At 40.5% G+C, this 22,719-nt stretch carries 17 protein-coding genes; 1 reads left to right on the forward strand and 16 read right to left on the reverse strand.

Annotated features, from left to right (window positions below; all coding sequences use genetic code 11):
• Window position 1: 1 nt before the first annotated feature.
• The 15 genes from QX565_RS07985 to QX565_RS08055 form a co-directional block, all read right to left on the reverse strand.
• Entirely contained in the window at window positions 2-514 is a 513-nt protein-coding gene (locus QX565_RS07985; RefSeq protein WP_289292351.1) for a glycoside hydrolase family 20 zincin-like fold domain-containing protein, read from the reverse strand.
• Between the two features lie 33 nt (window positions 515-547).
• The gene (locus QX565_RS07990; protein WP_414429682.1) at window positions 548-3,127 is read right to left on the reverse strand and encodes a glycoside hydrolase family 3 C-terminal domain-containing protein; all 2,580 of its coding nucleotides are present in this window, start codon (window positions 3,125-3,127) and stop codon (window positions 548-550) included.
• 11 nt (window positions 3,128-3,138) lie between these two features.
• Window positions 3,139-5,337: an alpha-N-acetylglucosaminidase gene (locus QX565_RS07995; RefSeq protein ID WP_289292353.1), complete on the reverse strand. Its 2,199-nt coding sequence runs from the start codon at window positions 5,335-5,337 to the stop codon at window positions 3,139-3,141.
• Between the two features lie 97 nt (window positions 5,338-5,434).
• Complete coding sequence (locus QX565_RS08000) at window positions 5,435-6,268, reverse strand: endonuclease/exonuclease/phosphatase family protein (RefSeq protein ID WP_221650786.1); 834 nt, start codon at window positions 6,266-6,268, stop codon at window positions 5,435-5,437.
• Window positions 6,269-6,309: 41 nt separating this feature from the next.
• A complete protein-coding gene (locus tag QX565_RS08005; protein ID WP_221650785.1) occupies window positions 6,310-7,413 on the reverse strand; it encodes an endonuclease/exonuclease/phosphatase family protein in 1,104 nt (367 codons plus the stop codon).
• Window positions 7,414-7,488: 75 nt separating this feature from the next.
• Entirely contained in the window at window positions 7,489-8,781 is a 1,293-nt protein-coding gene (locus QX565_RS08010; RefSeq protein ID WP_289292356.1) for a T9SS type A sorting domain-containing protein, read from the reverse strand.
• A 76-nt stretch (window positions 8,782-8,857) separates the two neighbouring features.
• Entirely contained in the window at window positions 8,858-10,666 is a 1,809-nt protein-coding gene (locus tag QX565_RS08015; RefSeq protein WP_221650783.1) for a RagB/SusD family nutrient uptake outer membrane protein, read from the reverse strand.
• Window positions 10,667-10,688: 22 nt separating this feature from the next.
• Window positions 10,689-14,174 (reverse strand): TonB-dependent receptor, encoded by a 3,486-nt coding sequence (locus QX565_RS08020; RefSeq protein ID WP_289292360.1) that lies wholly within the window; start codon window positions 14,172-14,174, stop codon window positions 10,689-10,691.
• Window positions 14,175-14,548: 374 nt separating this feature from the next.
• Complete coding sequence (locus QX565_RS08025) at window positions 14,549-16,954, reverse strand: hypothetical protein (RefSeq protein WP_289292361.1); 2,406 nt, start codon at window positions 16,952-16,954, stop codon at window positions 14,549-14,551.
• A 215-nt stretch (window positions 16,955-17,169) separates the two neighbouring features.
• A complete protein-coding gene (locus QX565_RS08030; protein ID WP_196039732.1) occupies window positions 17,170-18,183 on the reverse strand; it encodes a FecR family protein in 1,014 nt (337 codons plus the stop codon).
• Window positions 18,184-18,251: 68 nt separating this feature from the next.
• Window positions 18,252-18,869, reverse strand: coding sequence for an RNA polymerase sigma-70 factor (locus tag QX565_RS08035; RefSeq protein ID WP_122200797.1), 618 nt, complete (start codon window positions 18,867-18,869; stop codon window positions 18,252-18,254).
• 109 nt (window positions 18,870-18,978) lie between these two features.
• A complete protein-coding gene (locus tag QX565_RS08040; protein WP_255586119.1) occupies window positions 18,979-19,785 on the reverse strand; it encodes a carboxylesterase family protein in 807 nt (268 codons plus the stop codon).
• Window positions 19,786-20,124: 339 nt separating this feature from the next.
• Entirely contained in the window at window positions 20,125-20,484 is a 360-nt protein-coding gene (locus tag QX565_RS08045; RefSeq protein ID WP_370634155.1) for a YkvA family protein, read from the reverse strand.
• 215 nt (window positions 20,485-20,699) lie between these two features.
• Window positions 20,700-21,068 carry a hypothetical protein gene (locus tag QX565_RS08050; protein ID WP_221650779.1) on the reverse strand — a complete coding sequence of 123 codons (369 nt, stop codon included), beginning with the start codon at window positions 21,066-21,068 and terminating at the stop codon, window positions 20,700-20,702.
• A gap of 2 nt (window positions 21,069-21,070) precedes the next feature.
• Window positions 21,071-21,619, reverse strand: coding sequence for an RNA polymerase sigma factor (locus QX565_RS08055; protein ID WP_221650814.1), 549 nt, complete (start codon window positions 21,617-21,619; stop codon window positions 21,071-21,073).
• A 230-nt stretch (window positions 21,620-21,849) separates the two neighbouring features.
• On the opposite strand from QX565_RS08055, the gene QX565_RS08060 reads away from it, so the two are divergent.
• A complete protein-coding gene (locus QX565_RS08060; protein WP_221650813.1) occupies window positions 21,850-22,266 on the forward strand; it encodes a DUF6249 domain-containing protein in 417 nt (138 codons plus the stop codon).
• A 171-nt stretch (window positions 22,267-22,437) separates the two neighbouring features.
• Here QX565_RS08060 and QX565_RS08065 read toward each other — a convergent pair whose 3' ends face one another.
• Entirely contained in the window at window positions 22,438-22,656 is a 219-nt protein-coding gene (locus QX565_RS08065; RefSeq protein ID WP_122200800.1) for a winged helix-turn-helix domain-containing protein, read from the reverse strand.
• Window positions 22,657-22,719: the final 63 nt, after the last annotated feature.

Here is a 22,719-nt window from a genome sequence, read left to right on the forward strand (position 1 = left end):
ATCATCCCCGATAAGGATAAGCCGGTTCATCTTCTATTACAACACAAGGAAGTGTCCATGCAACATCTTTCACCGGTTCTTCACTTTCAATCTCTGCAGGCAGAAGTTGCATTACAGTCTGCATAGCATAGAAGATACCGTGCGCAGACTTTGCCTGAACAGAAATTTCACGGGGAGTAACAATGAGCTTATATCCCTCGTCCTTCATACTTAAAGCAGGATCCAGAGTCAACCGGATACAATTATCTTTTGCTTCTTTCACAACATGAGGACGGTGTCCGGTAGAGTGTTGTATCTTTTCCGCAAAATAGCCGGTAACCGTTTTTAAAGTATCATTATCAGTAACAAAAGTTGTTTGAGGAGTTAATGTAAACTCACCGGTTTGTTGCTCTATCATTTTAGGCTCGGGTACAATATGAAGCCCTTCATTGTAAGATTTCACTTCATTTTTGTTCTCACAGGAGAATAATGTCACCAAGACAAAGAGTATCAGATAAAAAGATTTAATTCGCATATATTCCAAGTTTTATTGATAATAACAATTCATTTAATTTTCTCCATAATTGATACGGACATTGATAATTCCTAAATTGTCTACAGGAACTTCCAAAGATTGGTATCCTTTTTTCCTAAAAACCAAAATCTCATGGTTTCCCGCATCAATCCGATATTGCCCTTTATCATCACTCTGCCCCAATAGTTTTCCTGAACTCCCGGCATAGATGTTCACACCACCAATCAGAGTAGCCTGTACATCACGTACCTCACCATGAATAGAAATATTCTTGCTACTTTTAGCCACTTTCATACCTTCAGCAGAAGCTGAACGTTCAAAATCACCTACTATCACCGTTTTTCTTTGAAGGATGTTGTCAGAAGCAGTTCCTACCTGCAGTTCGAACTCGCCGGGTTCAACTATCCTCCTGTTTCCGGCATCAACAATATACAAATCTTTCACAGCAACTTTCAACCGGACAGTCCGGGTACTTCCAGCCTCAACCAATACCTTTTCAAAATCACGAAGCTGCTTAACAGGAGTGACCACCGTACTCACTTTATCACGTACATACAATTGAACCACTTCCTTTCCATCTCTCTTCCCTGTATTTTTTATATCTACTTTCACATATATCGTGTCAGTAGGATCATAGTGTTCCTTATCCGTTTCCATAGACTTGTATACAAAGGATGTATAAGTAAGCCCATGTCCAAACGCCCACAAAGGATCGGGACTGGAGAAAACATAATCTCTCCCCGGAGTTTCATAACTTCCGGGATTTTTATAAAAACCTTTGTCAGAAGGAAGATAGTCATAATAAACAGGCAAATGTCCCGTACTCTGGGGGAAAGAAAAAGTAAGCCTGCCCGAAGGAGAAATTTTGCCAAAAAGGATATCAGCAATCGAATTTCCGGCTTGTTCTCCTGCATACCATTGAGTCAGAATGGCTGGTATATGTTTCTTTTCCCAGGAAATAGTAAAAGGTTTACCGGTTACTAAGACCAGCACTACAGGTGTTCCGGTTTCATAAACCTCTTTTATCAACCGACTCTGTGCTCCGGTTAGGTTCAAGTCATTTAAGTCAAATCCCTCTCCGCAAGTGGAACTTTTATAATCACGAGCCAAAGCGGCACTGGCACTACCACAAAAAACAATGGCTACCTCACTTTGCCGGGCTACCTCAACCGCCTTCTTTATCCCACTGGTGTCCAGAGAGACCAGACTACACCCTTTTTCATAACGCACCGTTACTTTGTCCCCCAACAACTGCCTGATTCCAGCCAATGGAGTCACTCCGTCTTTATTATTACGGCTCCATGTATAATCACCGAATTGCACCTGGTCGGCATTAGGTCCGATTACTGCTACAGATTTCAACTTTTCGGCATTTAGTGGCAAAAGTCCGTTTTCATTTTTCAGTAATACTACAGATTCGTCTGCTATCTCTTTTGAAAGCTGCACTCCTTCCTGCGGATGCATTTTGCAATGAGCGTATTGTTCACCATAAGGATCTTCAAAAAGCCCCATTTTAAACTTCACATACAATACCCGGCGGACAGATTCATTCAGAATCTCTTCATCCAGTTTATCTTCTTTAATAAGATCAGCCAATAGCGGATAGCAGTTACTGGAAGCTTCTACGTCAAGTCCGGCAGTAAAAGCCTGCATGGCAGCTTCTTCCGAATTATGAGCCGTATAATGCAATGTTTTCAACATTTCAATCGCTCCCCAATCAGAATATACATATCCCTTAAATCCAAACTGATTACGAAGTACCTCAGTTAATAAATAATGAGAAGCAGAATTAGGAATACGGTTCCATGAATTATAGGTAGACATTACAGCCAGAACAGGCGTATGCTGAATCACCATTTCAAAAGGTTTAAGATATACCTCGTGTAAATCACGGAGCCCGCATTCTACAGAAGCCAGATTCAAACCACTAAGTGGATTACCGTGTGGTCCGTAATGTTTCAGCATTGGCGAAATGCCATTATCCATATATCCCTTTACCTCTGCAATTCCAAACAGACCACAAAGAATCGGGTCCTCTCCAAAAGATTCCTCCACACGCCCCCAGCGTAAATCGCGTACTACGTCAATGCAAGGAGCCAGTACCTGGTGCATCCCCTGGGCATGCAGATCTTTCGTTATCATTGCAGCTTTACGATAGGCCAGTTCCGGAGAGAACGTACTACCAAGGGCCACATTCTGAGGATAGATAACAGAGCCTTCATGTACAGAACCATGCAACGACTCCGCAACTGTAAATACAGGTATACCAAGCCGGGTATTCTCTACCATAAACCTCTGTATTAATTGCATATTTTTCCGGCAATTTGCACCTGTAAGCGGAAAACCCTCTACAAATCCCCAACTCATTCCTTTAGAAAAGGCTTTCAGTTTCTCTGTATCCAATGTTTGTCCATTGAATATATTCCAGGAATGGATATGTCTGATCTGTGCGACCTTCTCTTCCAGAGTCATACGACTTAAAAGATCATTCACTCTCTCCTCTATGGGCAGGTTGGGTTGCTTATAAGGAAGTTCCTGAGCAAACACAGATATTCCCGACAGGAATAAACTACTGCAAAATAACAACCGGGATATACTCATTTTTATCATCATATACTTGTTTTTCAATTTTTCTGATAATTTTGTTCTATTTCGGTATGGTAACGTTTATATAAATCTTCAACAACGGCTATGGTTCCTTCAGGATTCACCCGCGAAAGATAAGTTGAATTGGTAAGTACCCATTCCTGTTCCATTTTGGAATAATCCGGATACGGCAGTTTCTTTCCATATAGCAAACTGGTTTTGTATGTCACATAAGCCTCCCAGCGAGGAAGGTAAAAATCGATCAATAACCCACTCCATTCTTTGTTAGCATAGTCGTGCAAATCCGAATCAGTATCCGTCCAGGTCGTAATCAGCCTCTTAGCATTGGTAACAAAGCGTCTCTTTTCTTCCGGTGTCCCCCCTGCCTTTTCTGCTTCTGCCAGCCACGTACCCAACATAAACTCCTTACGCGTAGATAGCAACCGGTCTTCATCCTTTATAATATTCAAGAACTTGCCACTATATTCCATAAAACGTTCTTTGTCTTTTTTCTGAAATGCCAGCACCATTCTTTCATGCAGATATTTGGCATAATCGGACAAAACCTGACGAGTGACATCCGTTAAATCGTATTCATACGTATCCGAATGATTAAATCTCTTACGCGATTGATAAAGAAGATCCCATGCTTTTACCACCTTCACCGGATCATAAAACATCACGGCATTTCCCCAGGTAGATACATGCTGAATGGTATCAGAAGGACGGGCACAGATATAAGACTCTACAGGACCTCCCAACTCATTATGACATTCGTAGATTGTTTCGGATAATAATTTCCAGGCCCTGTTACAATTGTTATCCTCTGTTCCATACCGATAATAAGTGTAATTGTCAAGCCATTGAGGAATATGAATGCTGTCCGTTCGCCAGGCCATATCATACACCATATCATAGACAACCGGGATGGTCCCTATTCCTTCGGGAGCCGTGCCAATACCACATATGTTTTTCCCCATCGGATGGTGTTTGGCAAAGACAGGTCCTGACGCATAACTACTCATCTTACCATGCAATCCTGTTTTTCCTCCGAAATTGGGCAGAGCACACCATATCCATTGATGATTCCAATGTCCTTCCGGCTTGTGGAACATGGAAGTTTTAACTCCCCCCCATTGGGGGCGTTCGCAAGCCATCAAATCCAGAATAATGGTTTCTCCGGGCTTCAAGCCTTCCATTAACTCTTTTACCGGATTGTGTTGCCATCCCTGCAATACCCACACAGCCTGCGGATTTACTTTTCGCATAGCCTGTAATATCTTTTGCGCAGCAAGTTTCACATTAATTCCCTCAGAGGTTCCTCCCTCATGAAAAGGGTCTCCACCAAAAAACTGTGCTTCACCGAATAGATTCTTTTGCTCTTCATAATAGATAGCAGCAAGTTTATCAAAAAGCGGATCGGTAGGATCCAAAAATGCAGGCCGTTGGTAAGTACCCCATATCCCCTGATCTTTAATGCGGGCATCAGGAAATTTTTCTTCCAATGCATTCGGAACCATACCATAGAATCCCTGAAACACGGGCTTCATTCCCAACTCCCTCATTCGCTTCAACATCTTCTGCTGCAAATCGGTCTGTCGTGCTATAAATTCCGGAGTTACCGGACCACCAAAACCTTCAAGATTTCCCATTAACCACCAGGCTTCATAACCTGCTCCCGGCAAAAACTTACGTATATCATCTTCACTGAAGTTTAATCTCCGCAATGTATTCTGCCATACCGCATACTGACTATACACAGCCATCAGCGGCATATTGATACCTTGAAGTGCCATTCTGTCTATCTCTTTCTCCCATTGTTCCCAATCCCAAAAAGCCATGGAATAACTGTATGTACAGTAATTCAGATAATAACGATAGGGAAAAGAAGCCGTAACTCTCACTTTTTCTCTAACTGGTGGCAAGGATACAGGTAACTCTGATAAGTTATTGCCACACCACGAAACCGATTTGTGGCAATAATTCCTCAAATAATGATTCAATCCCCGCGCTATAGATACACCATTATTCCCCCTGATGATAATTCTATCATCTGCAGCCTGCTCCAATTCAAAGAAGTCGGAATCCGAAGAAAGCTTCTCGAAGATGAAGGAAGAAGAATTATTATCCGGCAATAACCGTTCAGCTAACTCACTAACAGGTTGATCTGATTCAGTAGACATTGAACATCCATACATTACCATGGATGTAAAAAAGAGTAAGAGGATTCTTCGCATCAGCATATATTTTAATTAATTAAGATCATGCAAGTGTCTCTACGAGATATTTTTACTCGTAAGGGGGAGAGACACTGCTATCGGACAACTATTATTTTTAGAACTTCACATCTACAAAAACGGGATAATGATCGGACACAGTAGCTGTATCCACACTCTTGCCATCCACAGAAACAGTACGTAAAATGTGCGTCCGGAGAACTTTTACTTTTGAAGCCTTTCTGTTTTTCAGCAACAGGACATAATCAATTAGAGCTCCGGAGTCTGTTCGTCCCGGGATCGAATTTCCTGTAGTATCACTAATAATATCAAAGTACTTTACCCACACCGGGAATGAAACACCGCCATTGGGCCAGCGATGAGAATCATTCAAGTCACCGGCAAGAAATACCGGTTTACTTTTTTTCCCGACCCAATCGCAAACTATTTGAGCTCCTTCCCTACGCTTTTCGTCATTCAGGTCTGAGTGTGTACCTATAAATATAAAATTTTTCAATTCCACTGCTACCGCTGCCCGGGTTTCATCACCAGGTAAATGAATGACCTGTATCCCCTTAACGGGCAGTGTATTCTTTATCAATACTCCACAGCCTATACTACCTTCGTCAAACGGAGCCGCACTGCCATAATAAGGTACATATCCGCTACCAGCTGCATCAGCAATCTCTTTCAACAGATAACGCGCCCCTCTGCCTACAGCAGCGCTATCCAACTCTTGCAAAGCAACCACATCCGCATCCAAAGCCTTTATCACTTTACCAAGCTTCTCAATATTATCCTTGGTCAACTCACCCGGATCTGTAGCTCCTTTACAATAATGAGTATTGTAAGTCAGCAGACGTATGGCACCTTTTTCTTTATTATAATTCTGAGCACTCACACAGACAGATAACAGCAAAGCAGCTCCGACAAAAAATAGTTTTCGTAACATGACGATCATAGGTTATATTATAACTGGTTTATATATTAAGATTAATTTTTTACGATTTTTCGTATCACGCATTTCCTGGTAGAGGAAACTTTGACAATGTATACTCCTTCGGGCTGATTTGACAGATTCACAGAATTAATTATCTCACCATTTACGTCTATCACATTTTGTCCGGTCAATGAATAGATTTCTACACGATTCACCTCTTCTTTTTCTCCTCTTACGTAAAGAGTGGCATCAGCAGAGTTAAAGCATATATAAAAATCTTCTCCCTTTTCTATATTCGTGATACTCGTATAACCGGGGAGTGTTATATCAATAAAGACAGGATAATGATCCGAAACGTTTTTCAGATCAACCGTAGCTCCATTTATTTCAATAGTACGTACAATATGAGTTTGTTGTACCTGTATTTCAGAATTACCATAATCGTGGAAAAGAACATAATCAATCAGTCCCTGATCGGCTCCTTCATTTCCATGCACTCCATTCCAGACTGTATTGCCTTCAGTATCACTTACTATCTCAAATTTCTGCATATAAATAGGAAATGCTATTCCTCCGTTTCCCCACCGGTGACAATCATTCAAATCGCCTGCCAGGAAAACCGGTTTACGAATATAATCCAATTCATTATTAATAATATTAGCTCCTTGTATGCGTTTGCTATCATTCAAATCTCCATGAGTACTTATAAAAACAAATTTATCAAGATCGGTCCTCACTGCTATCCGTGGTTCATCTCCCGGCAATGCAATCTTTTTTATCTTATTCACGGAAAAAGATTTCTTTATCAGGCTGCCACATCCCACACTGCCTCCATCCCATTTGGATGCAGCTCCATACACCGGAGTATAATCGAGCCCGGTTGCCTGGGCTATCTGCTCCAACAAATATCGTTTACCCCGGCTATTTGCTGCGCTATCAAGCTCCTGTAGAGCAACCACATCCGCATCCAGTGTCTTAATCACCGAAGCCAGTAACCGCGTATTGCCATCGTTAATATTACCGGGATCAGTTCCTCCCTTACAATAATGAGTGTTATATGTCAGGATTCTGATTACATTATTATCCTTGGGATAAGTCTGGGCTGACAATTGCAGACATATCCATAAAAAAGTTCCAAAGAATATATACTTTCTCATAGTGCTTTGCGGTTTTCAACAACCGGCAGAAGAATATATACCTTCTGCCAGCCGTTAAGAGTTACTTTAATAAAATTATTTCTTGATAATCTTCACCAATGTTTCATCCGCAGATGTAATTACCTTCACAAAATACAAACCAGAAGTAAGATCTGCTACATTCACCTGTTGTACCCCTTTCACACTTCTTACACATGCACCTGTAGTAGAATAGATATCAATGCGCTGAACATCCGGCGCTGATACATAAATCACTTCATCAACCGGGTTGGGTCCTACTGTTATCAATTCTCTTTGAGACGTGTTCACTCCTGTAGAATAATTCTTTACAACCTTTACCCACACTGTATTCAGAGCAAGCTCGGGATACGTTGCATTCTGCATTTCACAACGATATACTTTACCCACACATTCATCTCCGAAGCTAAACCATCCATTTGCATCTGCTGATGTCGGTGTGATAATATCACCATCTTCATTTTTCCAGGTAAATGTGGTTAGTTTCCCCATTACATCATATTCTCCGGACAAGTCAATATCTTCATCTACTTCTATCTCATATTCGCCTTTATCGTTTTTCACACCTACAGGAAAACCACCTGCTGTGTTCCACTGAGATTTATAACCACTTCCCAATACTTTACCTGTAGCAGGGTGTAAAGGCAGTGTAGAATAAGAGTAGCAATTGTCTTCCAGATTTAACAGCCAATCCAAAAATTCAGTCTTCCGACAATCCGTACAAACAAAAGCTGTTTCATCCGATAGAATATTTTTATACCCGGCAAGTTGACGGCATTTTCCGGTAGAACCACTCAGGTCAATCTGTTTCACAAAAGGATTACGTCTGATGTGTAAATAACAGTCATTTTCTCCATTATTCATAGCTATTTTTACCGTATCCATCTGAGTGTTTGAGATATGTACAACCGAAGCCTTGCAATCTCTCAATACAAATTTTCCTTTCAGGTTTTTCACAGCAGGCAAAACAGGATACCATTTGTTATCTCCTTCTGAATTAGTCCATGACAAACTACTCGTTCTTCCATTAAAAGGAGCAGCAGCATTTACGCAAATTCCGAATATAGTTTCCGCATAGGTAGCAGAATAAGATCTCCAGATATTCCCCTCTGTATTTTTCCAGGTATTCATATCACTCCAGGAAAAGCCTTCCCGATTAATATCAATCCCCATTGCTTCTGCGTTGCATTTTCCTTCAATAGCAGAAGGTTGTTTAAAGAATGCGGCATAATCAGCAACTTCTTCCGCATTGAAATTCCAGATTTGTTCCTGTGCAAATACAGTTGTAGCACACCAGGCAAATGTAGCAATAGCAAATACCCGCTTTCCAATCAAAGTAATACTTTTCATAAGTCAAATAATTAAGTGTTAAACAATTATTTCATATTTAGATGTGGGGGCTTTTTGAACGGCCCCCCTTTTTTATTTAAAAGCTGAGTCCGTCTTCCCAGTTCGGATTCTGTGTTATGTTTCCATTACTCAGTACTCTTTCCTGAGTGGGTATAGGATATAAATAATCCCTGTCCTCCCTCCATTTACGAGGTTCATCCTTTACATCGTGTACTATAATATTTCCTTTCAATCCGTCTGTAAAACGGAACTCATCACCCAGTTTATAGAACTTACGAATGTTTTTCACAGCTGCTCCCGAGGGTTTCTTTCCGGTATAAATACAGATATCCACTTTGTCTTTATCCAGCAGAGTACCGTCATTCATGTCGAATACATCGAAGCGGTTCTCCCCTTCTCCCTGGTTCAATCCGGGGAAATACATGCCCAGATAAGGTTGCTCAAAGATTTTACCTTCTTTCCACCTCATCACATCATAGTAGCGAAAGCCTTCAAGAATAAGTTCAACCGTACGTTCACGTCGTATTTCAAGGATTACTCCCTTATTCGCTCCGGTTACATTTGCATATCCTGTTTCCACATTACTGAGATAAGGATCCGGATTGGCATTAGCTGCCGCCATATCTATATTAGGCATTCCCACCCGGTCACGAATCTTTTTAACCGAAATATTCAGATCATTCTGAGTCAGTGTACCTCTTTCGGCTTTTGCTTCAGCAAAATTGAGATAAACTTCTGCTGCCCTGAACAGGATATAATCGTTTGAAGATTTCATGTATCCGTCTCCACTGGCATCGGTCACCCATTTTATAATCTGATAGCCGGTAGTAGAGGAGTTAAAGTTGGGTGACTCTACCGTAGTACTATTAATACGGGTATATCCGGGTCCTACCACGGTCTGTGTCAAACGTGGATCGCGGTTCTGCATTTCATCATAATACTGCATCGTTTCATATCCGGCTTTATCAGTAAAACGACTTCCATCAGTCATCAGATAGCTATTCACCACTTTCTTATTCATTCCGGGACGTCCGTAGGTAGATGCCATCGTATTATAATTAGCTTCATGGACAACAGCTTTACCCAAATCATAGTCTCTTGCCAGAATAACCTCCTGCGCAATGGCATTCATCGAAGAAAATAAATCGCGATATGGTTTTTCACCTCCTTTATAAATGGAATAAGGACTACTTGTGATAAACTCTTCCGATACAGCGATACATTGATCCAAAAGTGCCTCATAACCGGGTATACCATGATATTTGCGATAAGTACCTTCAAAGAGACAAATTCTCGACTTCAAAGCCATTGCTGTCCATTTGGTCACTCTATACAACTCAGCCTTATCGGATATATGTGCAATAGCATAATCAATATCCTCCAATATCTTTTCTACAACAAATACTCTGGAATCACGTGGTTTTGTCAGATCGGTATCATCCGAGGCCATTGCCTTCTCATGCCAGGGCACATCCCCGAAACGCTTTACTTTTTCAAAATAGAAATAAGCTCTGAAAAAGCGGGCAATGCCATCATATCTTTCCCGTATGGCCGTATCCGGACAACGATGGGAATGCGCCAGGTAGAAATTGATGTTACGCAGATATCCCCAATCCCATCCACCTCCGGAAGTAGGAATGGTACGCGACCCTACCACCGCTTCCGGAAGAGTGAATATGCACACTACATCTTCACTTTCACCATAACCGGAAGGAGCTCCCGGAAACAACCCATAAAAATTATTCGTTGCACTCCTCAGTTCCTGTTCATCATTATAATAGGTCTCTGGCGCTAAAGCATCGAGTGGAAAGCGGTCCAGCATATCTGCACAACTTGTTGCTCCGAACAACAGGAGAAAAGCATATATATATTTATTTTTTTTCATCTTCTTATCTTTTAGAGGTTAATTAAAAGGTTACATCCAAACCAAACGAGAATGTTTTGGCATAAGGATATACACGCGCATCAGCATCGGCAGAGAACTGTTCAGGATCTACATAATCAGTCTTTAGCTTCGTCCATGTCAACAGATTATCTCCGCTAAAATAAAATCTCACCCGGTCCATTCCTACTTTAGCAGTCCACGCACGTGGTATCGTATAACCGATTGTGAAGTTTTTCAGACGGCAATAAGCCAGATTCTGTAAGTAACGGTCATTCACCTTTGCCAGTGAACGGTCACCTTGTGCTGCATATCCGCGCATTCTCGGAAAATAAGCATCAGGATTCTCTTCCGACCAGATATTATCAGGCAGGTCAACCGGAGTGAATGAAGCATAAGGACGGGCAAATCCTCCCCAGAAAAGCATTGCATTCCCTCCCGGATAACGGTTCTGACGTCCTACTCCCTGGAAGAAGGCCGAACAGTCAATGCCGGACCAGGTAAACCCGAGGTTACCACTATAGGTATAGCGCGGTCTCGAATTACCGATAATACGCATATCTCCACGGTCATCTGCTGTTTTCTTTCCATCATCTATCCTTCCGCTGCCGTCAAGGTCTTCAAAAATCATATCACCTGCTTTCAGACCTTTATTCTCTCCAATAGCCGTTTCAAGGATATTTTTACAAACATAACTATGATCTATGGCTTCCTGATAGGCTTTCGCCTCTTCATCTGTTTTAAACAGGCCTGATACGTGATAACCCCATATCTCACCAATTTCCATCCCTACATAGTAACTGGATTTACTGAACTCTTTCAAAGGATTGTCATACTTCGTGATATGTGAACGGCTGTCTGCCAGACTCAGTGACAGATTATAACTAAACGGCTTATCCAGAAGAGTGAAACTATCATTCCAGGCCAGAGTCATTTCAAATCCCTTGGTACGTAAGTCCGCTGCATTTTCACGTGGTTGGGTTGCTCCATATACACCCGGCAACACTTTACCCGGTATGAGCATATCCCGTGTATCCCGAATAAAGACATCCGCACTGTAAGTCAACCGGTTATCAAAGAATCCCAAGTCAATACCCAAATTCTTGTGTATTATGGTCTCCCATGTAAGATTACCTGCGGTAGGTGGAGGGCTAACTTCTGCATAAGTCAGTTTCTCGCCATCGATAAGGTAACCATCAAACTGCACCATACTTAATTTTTGCAGATAAAGATAACAATCCTTAACCGCCTGATTTCCCAATGCACCGATCGAACCTCTCACTTTCAGATTAGAAACAACATTACGAACCGGTTCAAAAAATTTCTCCTCACTGATGCGCCATCCTGCCGAGAAAGAAGGGAAAATACCGGCACGCTGATCTTTCGGAAAACGGGAAGAGGCATCCCAACGAACGTTTACCTCAGCCAGGTATTTGCCTTTCCAGTCATAACCCAAACGTCCGAAATAGCCCAATAGAGCCCATTCATCCTGTCCTCCTTCCAAAGTGACATCCTTACCAATATCTCCCAGGTTAAAGTCGTTCAGGTTGTTCGACTGTATGTTCAGTTTGGTTCCGTAAATTCTTTTATAAGCGCTCTGTTCATAGTTGAAACCGGCTACTGCACGCAGATTGTGTCCGCCAAAAGACTGGTCATAGCTTAAATAAGCATCCACACTGTGATAATAAGTTCTTTCGTTCAGTTGCCGCAACTTATTCTTAAATAATGAACCACCGGCATCTTCCGATACTCCCGGATGTTGAGAATATTGCGACTTTGCCGTACGCTCCATATAATCAACCGTATTATATTTAAAGCTATAATTTGTATTGAGAGACAGCCCTTTATACAATTTAAATGTTGCACCCACCGTATAGGTTATCTGCTTCTTGTCCTCCACAGATTTAGAATTACCATCGGCAGTCATTATATGTACCCCGTCAGTGGGTTGCTCCGAAATGACCGGGTTGCTGAATACATGGGTTCCGTCCGGATTATACGGCATCAGGAACGGCATTGCATGGAAAGTATAGTTGGGCAGATTGTTCCCGTGTCCCAATCCCGGAGCCGAATATTTAGATGAGAAGAAACTTGTGGCAAAGTTAAGAGACAGCCACGGTTTTACCTCTGCATTGAGACGCGCCCTGAGATTACCGGTTTTATATTTATCCGGATTCTGTGCATAGATACCGGTCTGCGTATTGAAGTTCCCGCTTACCAGATAATTTATCTTATCAGTACCACCGGATATACTCACATTATTATCCCAGGTTGGCCGACTGGAATCTATCAGGTAATTATACCAGTCAAAATTGGCATAATACATATACGTATCTTCTCCCGTACGGTTTTGTACCACTGTCCACGGACGTTCGGGGTTCTCTGTTTTATCATACCGCCGGGCTTCAAGTTCTTTGTAATCATCTTCGGTATAACGGGTATAAGAACTTCCGTTGTACGAACGCATGAAGCCGTCCACCAATTTAGCCGCATCATATCCGGTCGTAATAAAGTCAGTATTTGTTGTCTCGGTCGAGAAACTGAAACGCCCGTTATAATTGATCTGCATCTTTCCGCTTTTCCCCTTCTTGGTAGTAACTAATATTACACCAAAAGGCGCTCTGGCTCCGTATATGGCCGAAGAAGAGGCATCTTTCAATACAGAAATGGACTCCACATCGCGCGGGTTCAGATTATCGATGCTTCCCTCGATACCATCTATCAATATCAACGGCTTAGACTCTTCATTGATAGAAGCAAAACCACGAATATTCATATTGGTGGCTTCTCCCGGTTTTCCGGAACCAAAAGATATATTCAAGTTAGGGATTGTACCTTGAATAGCCTGTCCCAGAGTAGCCACCGGACGGTTTTCTATCGCTTTGGCATCCGTATATCCCACGGCTCCAGTCAGGTTTGCCTTCTTCTGTGTACCGTAACCGATTACCACTACCTCGTCCAGCGCATTATTATCTTCCTCCATTCTTATATTAATGGTAGTCTTATCCTTCACTTTCACAGAGAGGGGTTTATAGCCAACATACGTAAAAGTAAGCGTACTCCCCACCGGTACTTTCATATAGTAATTACCATCAATATCGGTGATTCCTACCCCTACCCCATCTACGGCTACATTCACACCAATCAGTAACTCTCCGGCGACATCTGTAACTTTTCCGTTTACGGCAAGCTCTTTGCCAACTTGCGCCTTTTCCTGTAGTTTGGAAAGAACAATATGATTGTCTCTTATTTCATAATTCAGTTGTTGCCCTTCGAGTATGAGGGTAAGAGCTTTATCCAGAGATTCGTCTTTGATATTCATCGTGATACGCTGATTCATATTGACGTCATTTACATTAAAGAAAAAAGACTTACCGGTCTGTTTTCTTACGGCTTCAAGCGCTTCCTTAACCGTCACATTCTTTAGGTTAAGCGATACATTCTGTGCCTGGATCAGGGTACACCAGCAAAACAGCAGCAATGTAAATAGTCCTAATTTTTTTTTCATCATAAGGATTAAATAAGATTAATACGGAAAAAACAATAAAGCAGGAATCTCAAAACATAGTATACATAGATCGAAGTATTCCGGTTTATATAAGAGACAGGTACGGGAAGAAATTGTGTAGTCTGAAAACCGACTTTTTTTAAAATATATTTCAATAGAATAAAACCCACCGGAAGTCCTAACGAAACCGATCGAAGGCCAGTGAGGAACGATGTAAAACATGTACATGTAAAGCAGTACGAGATGCACATGTCGTACTGCTCCACATGTACATCTCGTACTGTATGACATGTACATCTCGTACATCGTTCCTCACCGATAAGAAAAAGGAGGTTCAGGAATAAAAGAAAAGTATCTCTAAGAGAACAAATATTGAATTAAAGCTCATCTCTTACCCATCTCATGCCGGGCAAACAACTTTTACGGATGCGTTTTCCTGCCAGACTGGTTTCCACCTCTATCTTACGGAATGAATTAAGATGAATAGCGTTAATCAAATCTTCATCGGGAACAATACGAAGAACTCCGTTTTCATACCCCGCCGAACAATTCCAACTTTGTATCCTACCCGTTTCATCTATTACTACATAGGCAGAAGTCAGAGTACACTCCTCCATTACTTTAAAAATTTCCTGTACTGTATTATCTCCCGAACCACCCCGTTCGCCAAAAGCACAAACAGAGTTCTCGTCATCGGGGCGTAACCAGGGACTGATCATATCCAGATATTGCTCTCCAACAATAGAATCTACCGGATGCCAGTCATGCCGTTTGTCACTCCGTTCCACACAAACCATCCCTTTTATATAAGGATCGGGAACAAATCCCCAGCGTAAATGTCCATTCAAGTCCATAATCTGAGCACATGCTCCTAACGTATCCATAAAATCAGTAAGATAATGTACTTTCCCTGTCAATAAATAAAGGTAATAAGAGGCATAAATTTTCCAGGCCGTCCAGCCATGGGGAGAATTCATAATCTGATTGGGAACGAAATAGACATCGAGCGCTTCCCAATAACGAAGCGTCCCACCCCGCATGCGGCAATCAGGAATGAGTAACTGCTCCAGACACTGGTGTTTGTCCATCAAATAAACTGCTGCCGACGTATACTGCTGACGTTTGCCAGAATCCTCTTCAGATAAACCGCGCAAAGCCAATTGTAAAGCACTACAAGTTATCATCCCATCTTCAAAAGTCATATCTCCTTCTGTCTGAATATCGTCCAGACGCAACAACAGATCGTCGATTGCTCTGTAAGCCGACTTTTGATGCCTTTCGTAGCGTTCTTTCCATTGGGGAAGCCCCATAAAGTTCTTTTCGGCTGTAACCAACTCGAGCATGGATTTTGCAGGATAAATTACAGCTGTATAATGTGTTCCTTTAGAACGATAGGCACCATCCGCGGACTGAACCTTCTCCGAACAAAGATAATCACCAATATGAGCCGCTTTCTCCAGATAACTAATCTCTCCTGTTGCCTCCCATAAATCAACAAGCATACCAATCAGCGAAGAGAAGTTTTGCACCCGGTCCGGTGCTGCTTCTTTCTTCGGAATCCAGGTCAGAGTATCTATAAAAAACGGAAGTGTACGATTGAACCGTTCTTCAAGTCCCTTATCTTTAGAAGTATCCGGAAAATGCCGGGCGGCAAGAAAAGCAGTATAGTAGCCATAGAAAGCTTCGCAACCATTGGAGAACAAAGGCGGATTCTGCGCAACAAAGTCACGGGCATTTTTCATGTACCATGACCAGGGGTTGCGTACATAAATACTCGCTTCTGCAGTTTTCCTGTTTGTGGTTGTGGCCTTGATCTGATAAACTCCTTTTTGAGCAGAAGGTACGAAACTGGCTGTATATAAGTATTCAGAAACCTTATCAACGGATAATTCGGTTAATGCAGCATCCGGAGCTTTTACAATAAGACTTTTCAAAGGATACCGGCTGTGAATATACAGACGACTCTTCTCTTTTCCGCTGATCGTGTATTTGTCACACTCAATCATCGGGGCTTGTATCCATTGAGACAAGGTTTCTTTCACTTCGGACAGCTGACCGATACCTCCCAAATGGAGTATCCATTTTTTAGTCTCGCCAGGTTTCAGCAAGATTTTGTTCTGCGGATGTCGTTCCGGTAAAGGCAAACAATGCAGCAAGTCCAGACTTGCAGTTTTTATCTGATGTCCCCATTTCCACTCCAACAAACCTTCATATACATAATTCAATGCATAGGAAGCAACTGGCTCTTCTATACCAATTCCCATAATAACCTGCCTCGGAGACATGAAATATCCCCAGGTAAAATCTTTCTCACACCGTAGTAAAGTAGGAAAGAACTTAGTGTCCCACTCCGGAAATGTTTTCATCTCTGAGTCTATTCCAATAAAAAGACGGGAATATTCCGGTTCAAAGATTTCTTTTCCCCGATTGGAGAGTATACACTCTACAATCAAATGATCTGCTGCAGGACGATAACGGAGTGCATAATGAATAGCTCCTGTTTCTGCTTCAAAAGTGCCGGGCTGACCAGAGGATGGAGACAGCCGTATGCCTTTCCAGGCCGGACCGGCCAACGTATCCTCTCTGAAAGGAATTATTTCCCATACATTCCCTATTTGCTGCTGATATTGATGAATAACTCCACTTTCGGGATGAATGAGTACTCTCCACCCTTGTTGTTCACTACCCAGCGTCAGATAATCTTTAGCAACAAGAGATAAAGGCTGAATTATGAATACAAAAACAATGCAGTAAAAAACGAAACATTTGCGCTGCTCTTTCATGTGAATTGTATTTTGTGCTTCCCGCACGGGGAGGTGCGACAGGCGATGGTTTATTGAAACGCAGGATGAACGCAGATTTTCGCAAAGAAAAACAAATAGATGATAAAGAACTACAGTCTTTTAATCTGCGTTCATCCGCGTTTCATCAGAGATTTAAAACTCTGTGTAACTCTGTGCGACTCTGTGGTGAACAGAATCAGAAAAAGAAAGAAATACTAATGATAAATACGAATCTCCTTTTTATCCATATCATAACGATAATTGAACTTATTCGTAGCTGCCATAATGTCCATAATCTGTACTATATTATCAGCTTCTATCGTGATGTCTCCATAGAATATCAAGTTCTTCAAATCATCATTTTCAAAATGAATAGTAACATCAAAAGCTCTCTCTAAAACTTTAGCAATAGTACCCAACTTCTCTTCATTAAAGAAAACATCATCATAAATCCATGAATTAGCATATTCTGCATTGATATCCTTCAAAGTCAGCACTCCGGTTCTTTTATTGCAAGTTATCAGCTGGTTGGGTTTCATCACAATAGACTTATCATATCTACTATCGGAAAAATCAATAGAACCCTCCAGAAGTGCCACGCGAATCTCATCATCATCCTGATAGTTCTGTACATTAAATTTAGTACCCAGCACTCGCACCTTTACATTGCCCGAAGTTACAATCAAAGGTAATTCAGGATTCTTACTGATTTCAAAATATCCCTCGCCTTGCAAAGTCAAATCACGGTTACTTACTCCAAACTCGTTGTTATAACACAAAGTAGATGCCGCATTCAACCATACCAAACTTCCGTCCGGCAAACTCATCTTCACCTTTGCTTTTCGGGGAGCTTCCAAAGAATAAGTCAGAAGCTCTTTATCCTGAAAGCGTTCAAATAAGTATTGCGTTCCAATTCCTGCCATGAAAATAAAGAGCACGCAGGCTGCATAGTAAAACACCTTACGAAGAGGAAAAGTCCTGTTCTTTATTTTCTTGTCAGTACTATTAATGCGGGCCACGAAGTTTTGGTAAGCCTGTTCTTTATGAAAACGGGATTTCTCTGCAGAACCGGCAGAAACTAACCATGACTCTTCAAACTGCCGGAAATAGGTTTCATTTTCGGCAGACTCCTTTACCCATTTCCTCAAAGCCTGTAATTCTTCGGAAGAAATGGTCCTCTCCAGAAAAGAGAGTATTAAGCTATCTATATTTGTTATATGTTTCTCCATAATCTATAACTAAGACAAGTATCTCGTGTTTTTGTGTAGTCTGATAATCCTATTTTGTTTCAAAATTATTAAATGATCGTTAATAACACAAGAATTGATATCACATAATCCTTTAATTCTGCCCTTAACTTCATCAACGCATTTTTCATATGATACTTTACTGTATTAACAGAGATATTCAACATACTTGCTATCTCCTCATACTTCATATTATCAAAACGGCTCATCCGGAATACCTGCCGACACTCGGGGGACAAGCTATTTATCACCTCATTTATTTTATTTTCCAGTTCCTGTTCAAGCAAACTCTCCAACGGATGTTTGCTTTCGATAAAAAACAGCTCTTCGATAGCCGCTTTATCTTCATATTGATTAATACTGACCTCCCGTTGCACATATTCCTGCTGAAGATAGTTGATACAGCGGTTTTTCACGCTTCGCACCAGATACGACCGCAGTGAATATTTAATATCCACACTCTCTTTTATTTCCCACAAATTATAAATGATTTCTCCTACTATCGTTTCCGATATAAAACTATCCCTCAGATAACTATCCGCAATCAAGCACAGGTAATCATAATATTTATCGAAAATAAAACGGAAAGCACACTCATTTCCCTTTTTCAAATGCTCTATGACATTATTATCAGTGATAATAACGGCATCTTTTAGTGTAATAGCCATAGTTAATTCCCAGATCGGCTCATCATTTTAGCCAAATTAAGTAAAAGATTTGATTGTTGTACTTCAAAGATAAATAAAAACATTTGTACTATTCACAAAAACTCATAATTTACTTCTGCTGCTCAAATAGCCAATCCATAAAATCAGGAAAATTAAAAGCCGGATTCCAGGAAAGATGATCACATCCATAGAATTCAATATATTCGACTTTAGCACCGCATCTTTTTAATACTTCATAAGCTTGCCTGGAACACTCTACAGGCACAGCCGTATCCTTTTCTCCGTGAAATATCCGAAAACAGACTTCCTTTGCTTTTGGTAACCGCTGTACATTCACAGATCCGCAAATAGAAACAGCCGCTGCAAAAAGATCCGGAAAACGGCATACCATATCGTAGACACCCATTCCTCCCATCGACAAACCAATAATGTATATCCTGCTTTTATCAACTTCAGGCTTATTCATATAATCATCCAATAAGTTTTTCACCTGAATAATAAAAGGGCTCATCTCGAATGTTTCCGGAAAACTACTTCCATCAAAGTTAGAGGGTTCAGCAATAAAAGGACCAAAGTTTTTTTTAGGACATTGCGGAAATATTACAAAAGCCGGAAACTTTTCTCTATTTACCGGATTGAGAAATAATCCTGAACCATGTTTTAGTTGAGTTTCGTTGTCATTTCCACGTTCTCCCGCACCATGTAAAAACAAAACCAAAGGGTATTTCTTTCCGGAGCAAAGATTATCCGGTTGTAAACATCGGTAATAAAGCGTATCTTCTCCATTGGAAGTAACATTATACTTATAGGCATATTGCTCCTGTGCTTCAATATTAGTACTCCACAAACCTATTATTACCAAGAAAAAACAGACAGAAAACACCTTTGATTTTCTGCTCACGTGATGGTTTTTCATAATTGACTATAGTTTATTCAAAGTTTTAACGCATTTATAATAAGACAGGAATATAAGAAAACAGGGTAGTAAACAGATCGATTTTTAACAATTAAAATATTCCGGAGAATCGTGCAATAACATAGGAGAGTGATAAAAGAAAAACGATGGCTTAACAAAGAATAGTTCAGCCTGTCAAGCCTGTATAATATGGTAAGCCAAAATACGTACTTAACTATGTATTAAATACGTATTTTTATATAAAAAGAGTACGTACTTTCTGATATGAAAAATACGTACTCTTATGCAGATAAAAAGTAATAGTTCAAAAACCCGTTAACAATGTTAAAGCAAGGCAGGTTAAGATATTAATTCATATTTTAAAGCCGGAAACCATTTCTCCAATATATTATCCACTTTGGACTCTATTTCAGGGGTAATGTGTCTTTTTACTTTCTTATATGCTATCATTACAGCTGCCATTTCATCTACCCACCCGATCACCGGCCACCGCCTTGTAGATATCAAATCAATAGGTAAAACTAAATAAGAAAGAGCAGAAGCAATCAAAAGTTTATCCGACAGTGGCGTTTCCGGACTCCTCAGCACATAGTAAAGAGACAATACCGGACGCATTGAAGTGCGGCCAAGACTTTTACCCATATCTTTGATATTCTCTAAAAGTTGATCCAAATCCCAGTTTGCAAAAAATTTATTCATAATCATTATTCTTTTATAAGTACTGATTCTAAATTAGTATACTCTATAAATACGAATTTATTGAAACGCAAATGAACGCAGATTTTCGCAAATTAGGTTGCTGCGTTATGCTTGAAAATAATATCCCTTACAGAAAATCTGCGTTCATCCGCGTTAATCTGCGTTTCAATAATAACCCGCTAAATAATCATTTAATTGTGATGTATTACTTATACTTATTTATTATAGGCTGACTTCTTCTTTTTTCTAATCCAATAATCAGCTCCCAACAGTCCCAAAGATAGTAGAGCGATGTAGCTGTAAAATCCTAAAAGTGAGGAGGATGCTCCTGATGGCTTCCAACGAGGCATAAAATCAACCACACTAAAGTCTAAATAGAAAAACAAACAATACACTACCAATACTATCAATACAGTAACGGCAATACTCAAAGAAAAAACAGTGATCCGTTTTCTTCGTCTTTCCATTTTCAGAGCCTCAGCCCGTACTTGTTCCATCATACGGAAGGAAAAATTGGAAGGAAGTCCAGTCGTTTGCCTCCGTTCCAAAGCTTTCTTAATAGTATTATTTCCATTCACATCCATAATCAACCTTCATTCATTAGTAAATATAACTTCTTCCGAACACGGTGTAATCTCACTTTGACATTGGCAACGGTTAATTTTAATATTCCTCCAACCTCTTCTATCGATTTCTCTTCATAATAGAAAAGAGTTATTAACGCTTTTTCCTCTACACTCAACAAATCAACAGCATGTACCAAACGGGAAATACGCTCTTCATCATCTGTTGGTTCAAACAAAGTTGCCACTTTTTCATCCGGTACATTATTAATGGCATTCTCCTCTATATAAAGAAATTCATGCTTCTTTTTACGGACAGCCGATATAGCTGTATTGTAAGCTATCCGATACAGCCAGGTAGAGAAAATACAATCTCCTTTATATCCACTCAGATTCTTAAAAGCCTTTAGAAACACATCTTGCACCAGTTCTTCAGCATCTTCGGAACAACCTACAATCTGCACAATCAATGAATAAAGAGGACGACCGTAGCGATCGAGAAAGACAGAAAAGCATTCTGTTTCTCCATTCAGGATTCGTGCGATGTATTGTGCTTCTTCGTTCTGTACCATGATATCCATTAGACGCAGGGGGAAGGAAAAGGTTACAATCAGTAGTAAGTAGACAGTAGTAAGTAGATAGTAGTAAGAATCTATGCAGCATATTGGCCTTGCCATTCCAAAAGAATTCTAATTACCAACTACCAGCTACTGTCTACTTACTACTGATTGTAACCTTTTTCTTTCTTCTGCGTCAAACAGTACAAAGAACGAAATTATTCATTTAAAAACATACAATTATGATGGATTTTATTATGGTTCCGCTTATTATGGGAATTATCACACTGGGAATTTATAAATTGTTTGAACTCTTTGTTTGCAGACGCGAACGAATGGCGATTATTGAAAAGCTAAGTGACAAAATTACAACCACGGACTTAAATGGAAAATTTTCTTTGCCAGACTACAGTCACAACCGGTCTTTTAGTGCACTAAAAGGAGGATGCCTGATGCTCGGTATAGGATTAGGACTGTTAATAGGTTTCATTATCTGTGCAGTCTCTATTCCCCGCTATGTATTTATGGAAGATATCAGTTGGAATGTACGCCAAATGACCAGCATCATTTATGGTGCCAGCGTATTGCTATTCGGAGGAGCAGGACTTATCACTGCTTTCCTTATTGAAAACAAAATCAGTAAAAAAACTAAAGACCAATAAACAAGCTGATATAAGCTATGTCAAAAGCCTGATAAAAATATCAATGCGTGACTTTAGAAACACAGATTAACGCAAATTGGCGCAGATGCAATTTTATCCTTGCGCAAATTAGCGTTAATCTGCGTTTTATTGGTAGCTAATACTACTTTTGACATACCCTCTTATGTCCAACTATCCGATATACACATTCACACAAAGGTAAATGTAAAGTTCTTCTTCCTGCTGTTCAAACTCGATTTTATCTTCTCTGGCCAGCCAGCCAATAGCCGCTCCCAACTCTTTGTCTTTTAGCCCGGATTTCCTTTTAAGGCTACCATAGCTCCACTTTTCATTGTTGCAAAGCAACTGCCAAACTTTCCCGGCATTCAAGCCTATTTCCATTTTATCCATTTAATACAGTTATTTAGAGGTTAAAATACAATCGGTTACCATTTATGCTTTAAAGTTAACAAA

Origin of the sequence: Bacteroides sp. 41_26 (genome assembly GCF_949740115.1) — a bacterium.
Classification (GTDB): domain Bacteria; phylum Bacteroidota; class Bacteroidia; order Bacteroidales; family Bacteroidaceae; genus Bacteroides; species Bacteroides nordii.

Excerpts from the sequence above, each read along its gene's own strand:
- QX565_RS07985 (WP_289292351.1), bottom strand. The coding sequence starts at position 514 with ATGCGAATTAAATCTTTTTATCTGATACTCTTTGTCTTGGTGACATTA.
- QX565_RS07990 (WP_414429682.1), bottom strand. The coding sequence starts at position 3,127 with ATGATGATAAAAATGAGTATATCCCGGTTGTTATTTTGCAGTAGTTTA.
- QX565_RS07995 (WP_289292353.1), bottom strand. The coding sequence starts at position 5,337 with ATGCGAAGAATCCTCTTACTCTTTTTTACATCCATGGTAATGTATGGA.
- QX565_RS08000 (WP_221650786.1), bottom strand. The coding sequence starts at position 6,268 with ATGTTACGAAAACTATTTTTTGTCGGAGCTGCTTTGCTGTTATCTGTC.
- QX565_RS08005 (WP_221650785.1), bottom strand. The coding sequence starts at position 7,413 with ATGAGAAAGTATATATTCTTTGGAACTTTTTTATGGATATGTCTGCAA.
- QX565_RS08010 (WP_289292356.1), bottom strand. The coding sequence starts at position 8,781 with ATGAAAAGTATTACTTTGATTGGAAAGCGGGTATTTGCTATTGCTACA.
- QX565_RS08015 (WP_221650783.1), bottom strand. The coding sequence starts at position 10,666 with ATGAAAAAAAATAAATATATATATGCTTTTCTCCTGTTGTTCGGAGCA.
- QX565_RS08020 (WP_289292360.1), bottom strand. The coding sequence starts at position 14,174 with ATGATGAAAAAAAAATTAGGACTATTTACATTGCTGCTGTTTTGCTGG.
- QX565_RS08025 (WP_289292361.1), bottom strand. The coding sequence starts at position 16,954 with ATGAAAGAGCAGCGCAAATGTTTCGTTTTTTACTGCATTGTTTTTGTA.
- QX565_RS08030 (WP_196039732.1), bottom strand. The coding sequence starts at position 18,183 with ATGGAGAAACATATAACAAATATAGATAGCTTAATACTCTCTTTTCTG.
- QX565_RS08035 (WP_122200797.1), bottom strand. The coding sequence starts at position 18,869 with ATGGCTATTACACTAAAAGATGCCGTTATTATCACTGATAATAATGTC.
- QX565_RS08040 (WP_255586119.1), bottom strand. The coding sequence starts at position 19,785 with ATGAAAAACCATCACGTGAGCAGAAAATCAAAGGTGTTTTCTGTCTGT.
- QX565_RS08045 (WP_370634155.1), bottom strand. The coding sequence starts at position 20,484 with ATGAATAAATTTTTTGCAAACTGGGATTTGGATCAACTTTTAGAGAAT.
- QX565_RS08050 (WP_221650779.1), bottom strand. The coding sequence starts at position 21,068 with ATGGATGTGAATGGAAATAATACTATTAAGAAAGCTTTGGAACGGAGG.
- QX565_RS08055 (WP_221650814.1), bottom strand. The coding sequence starts at position 21,619 with ATGGTACAGAACGAAGAAGCACAATACATCGCACGAATCCTGAATGGA.
- QX565_RS08060 (WP_221650813.1), top strand. The coding sequence starts at position 21,850 with ATGGATTTTATTATGGTTCCGCTTATTATGGGAATTATCACACTGGGA.
- QX565_RS08065 (WP_122200800.1), bottom strand. The coding sequence starts at position 22,656 with ATGGATAAAATGGAAATAGGCTTGAATGCCGGGAAAGTTTGGCAGTTG.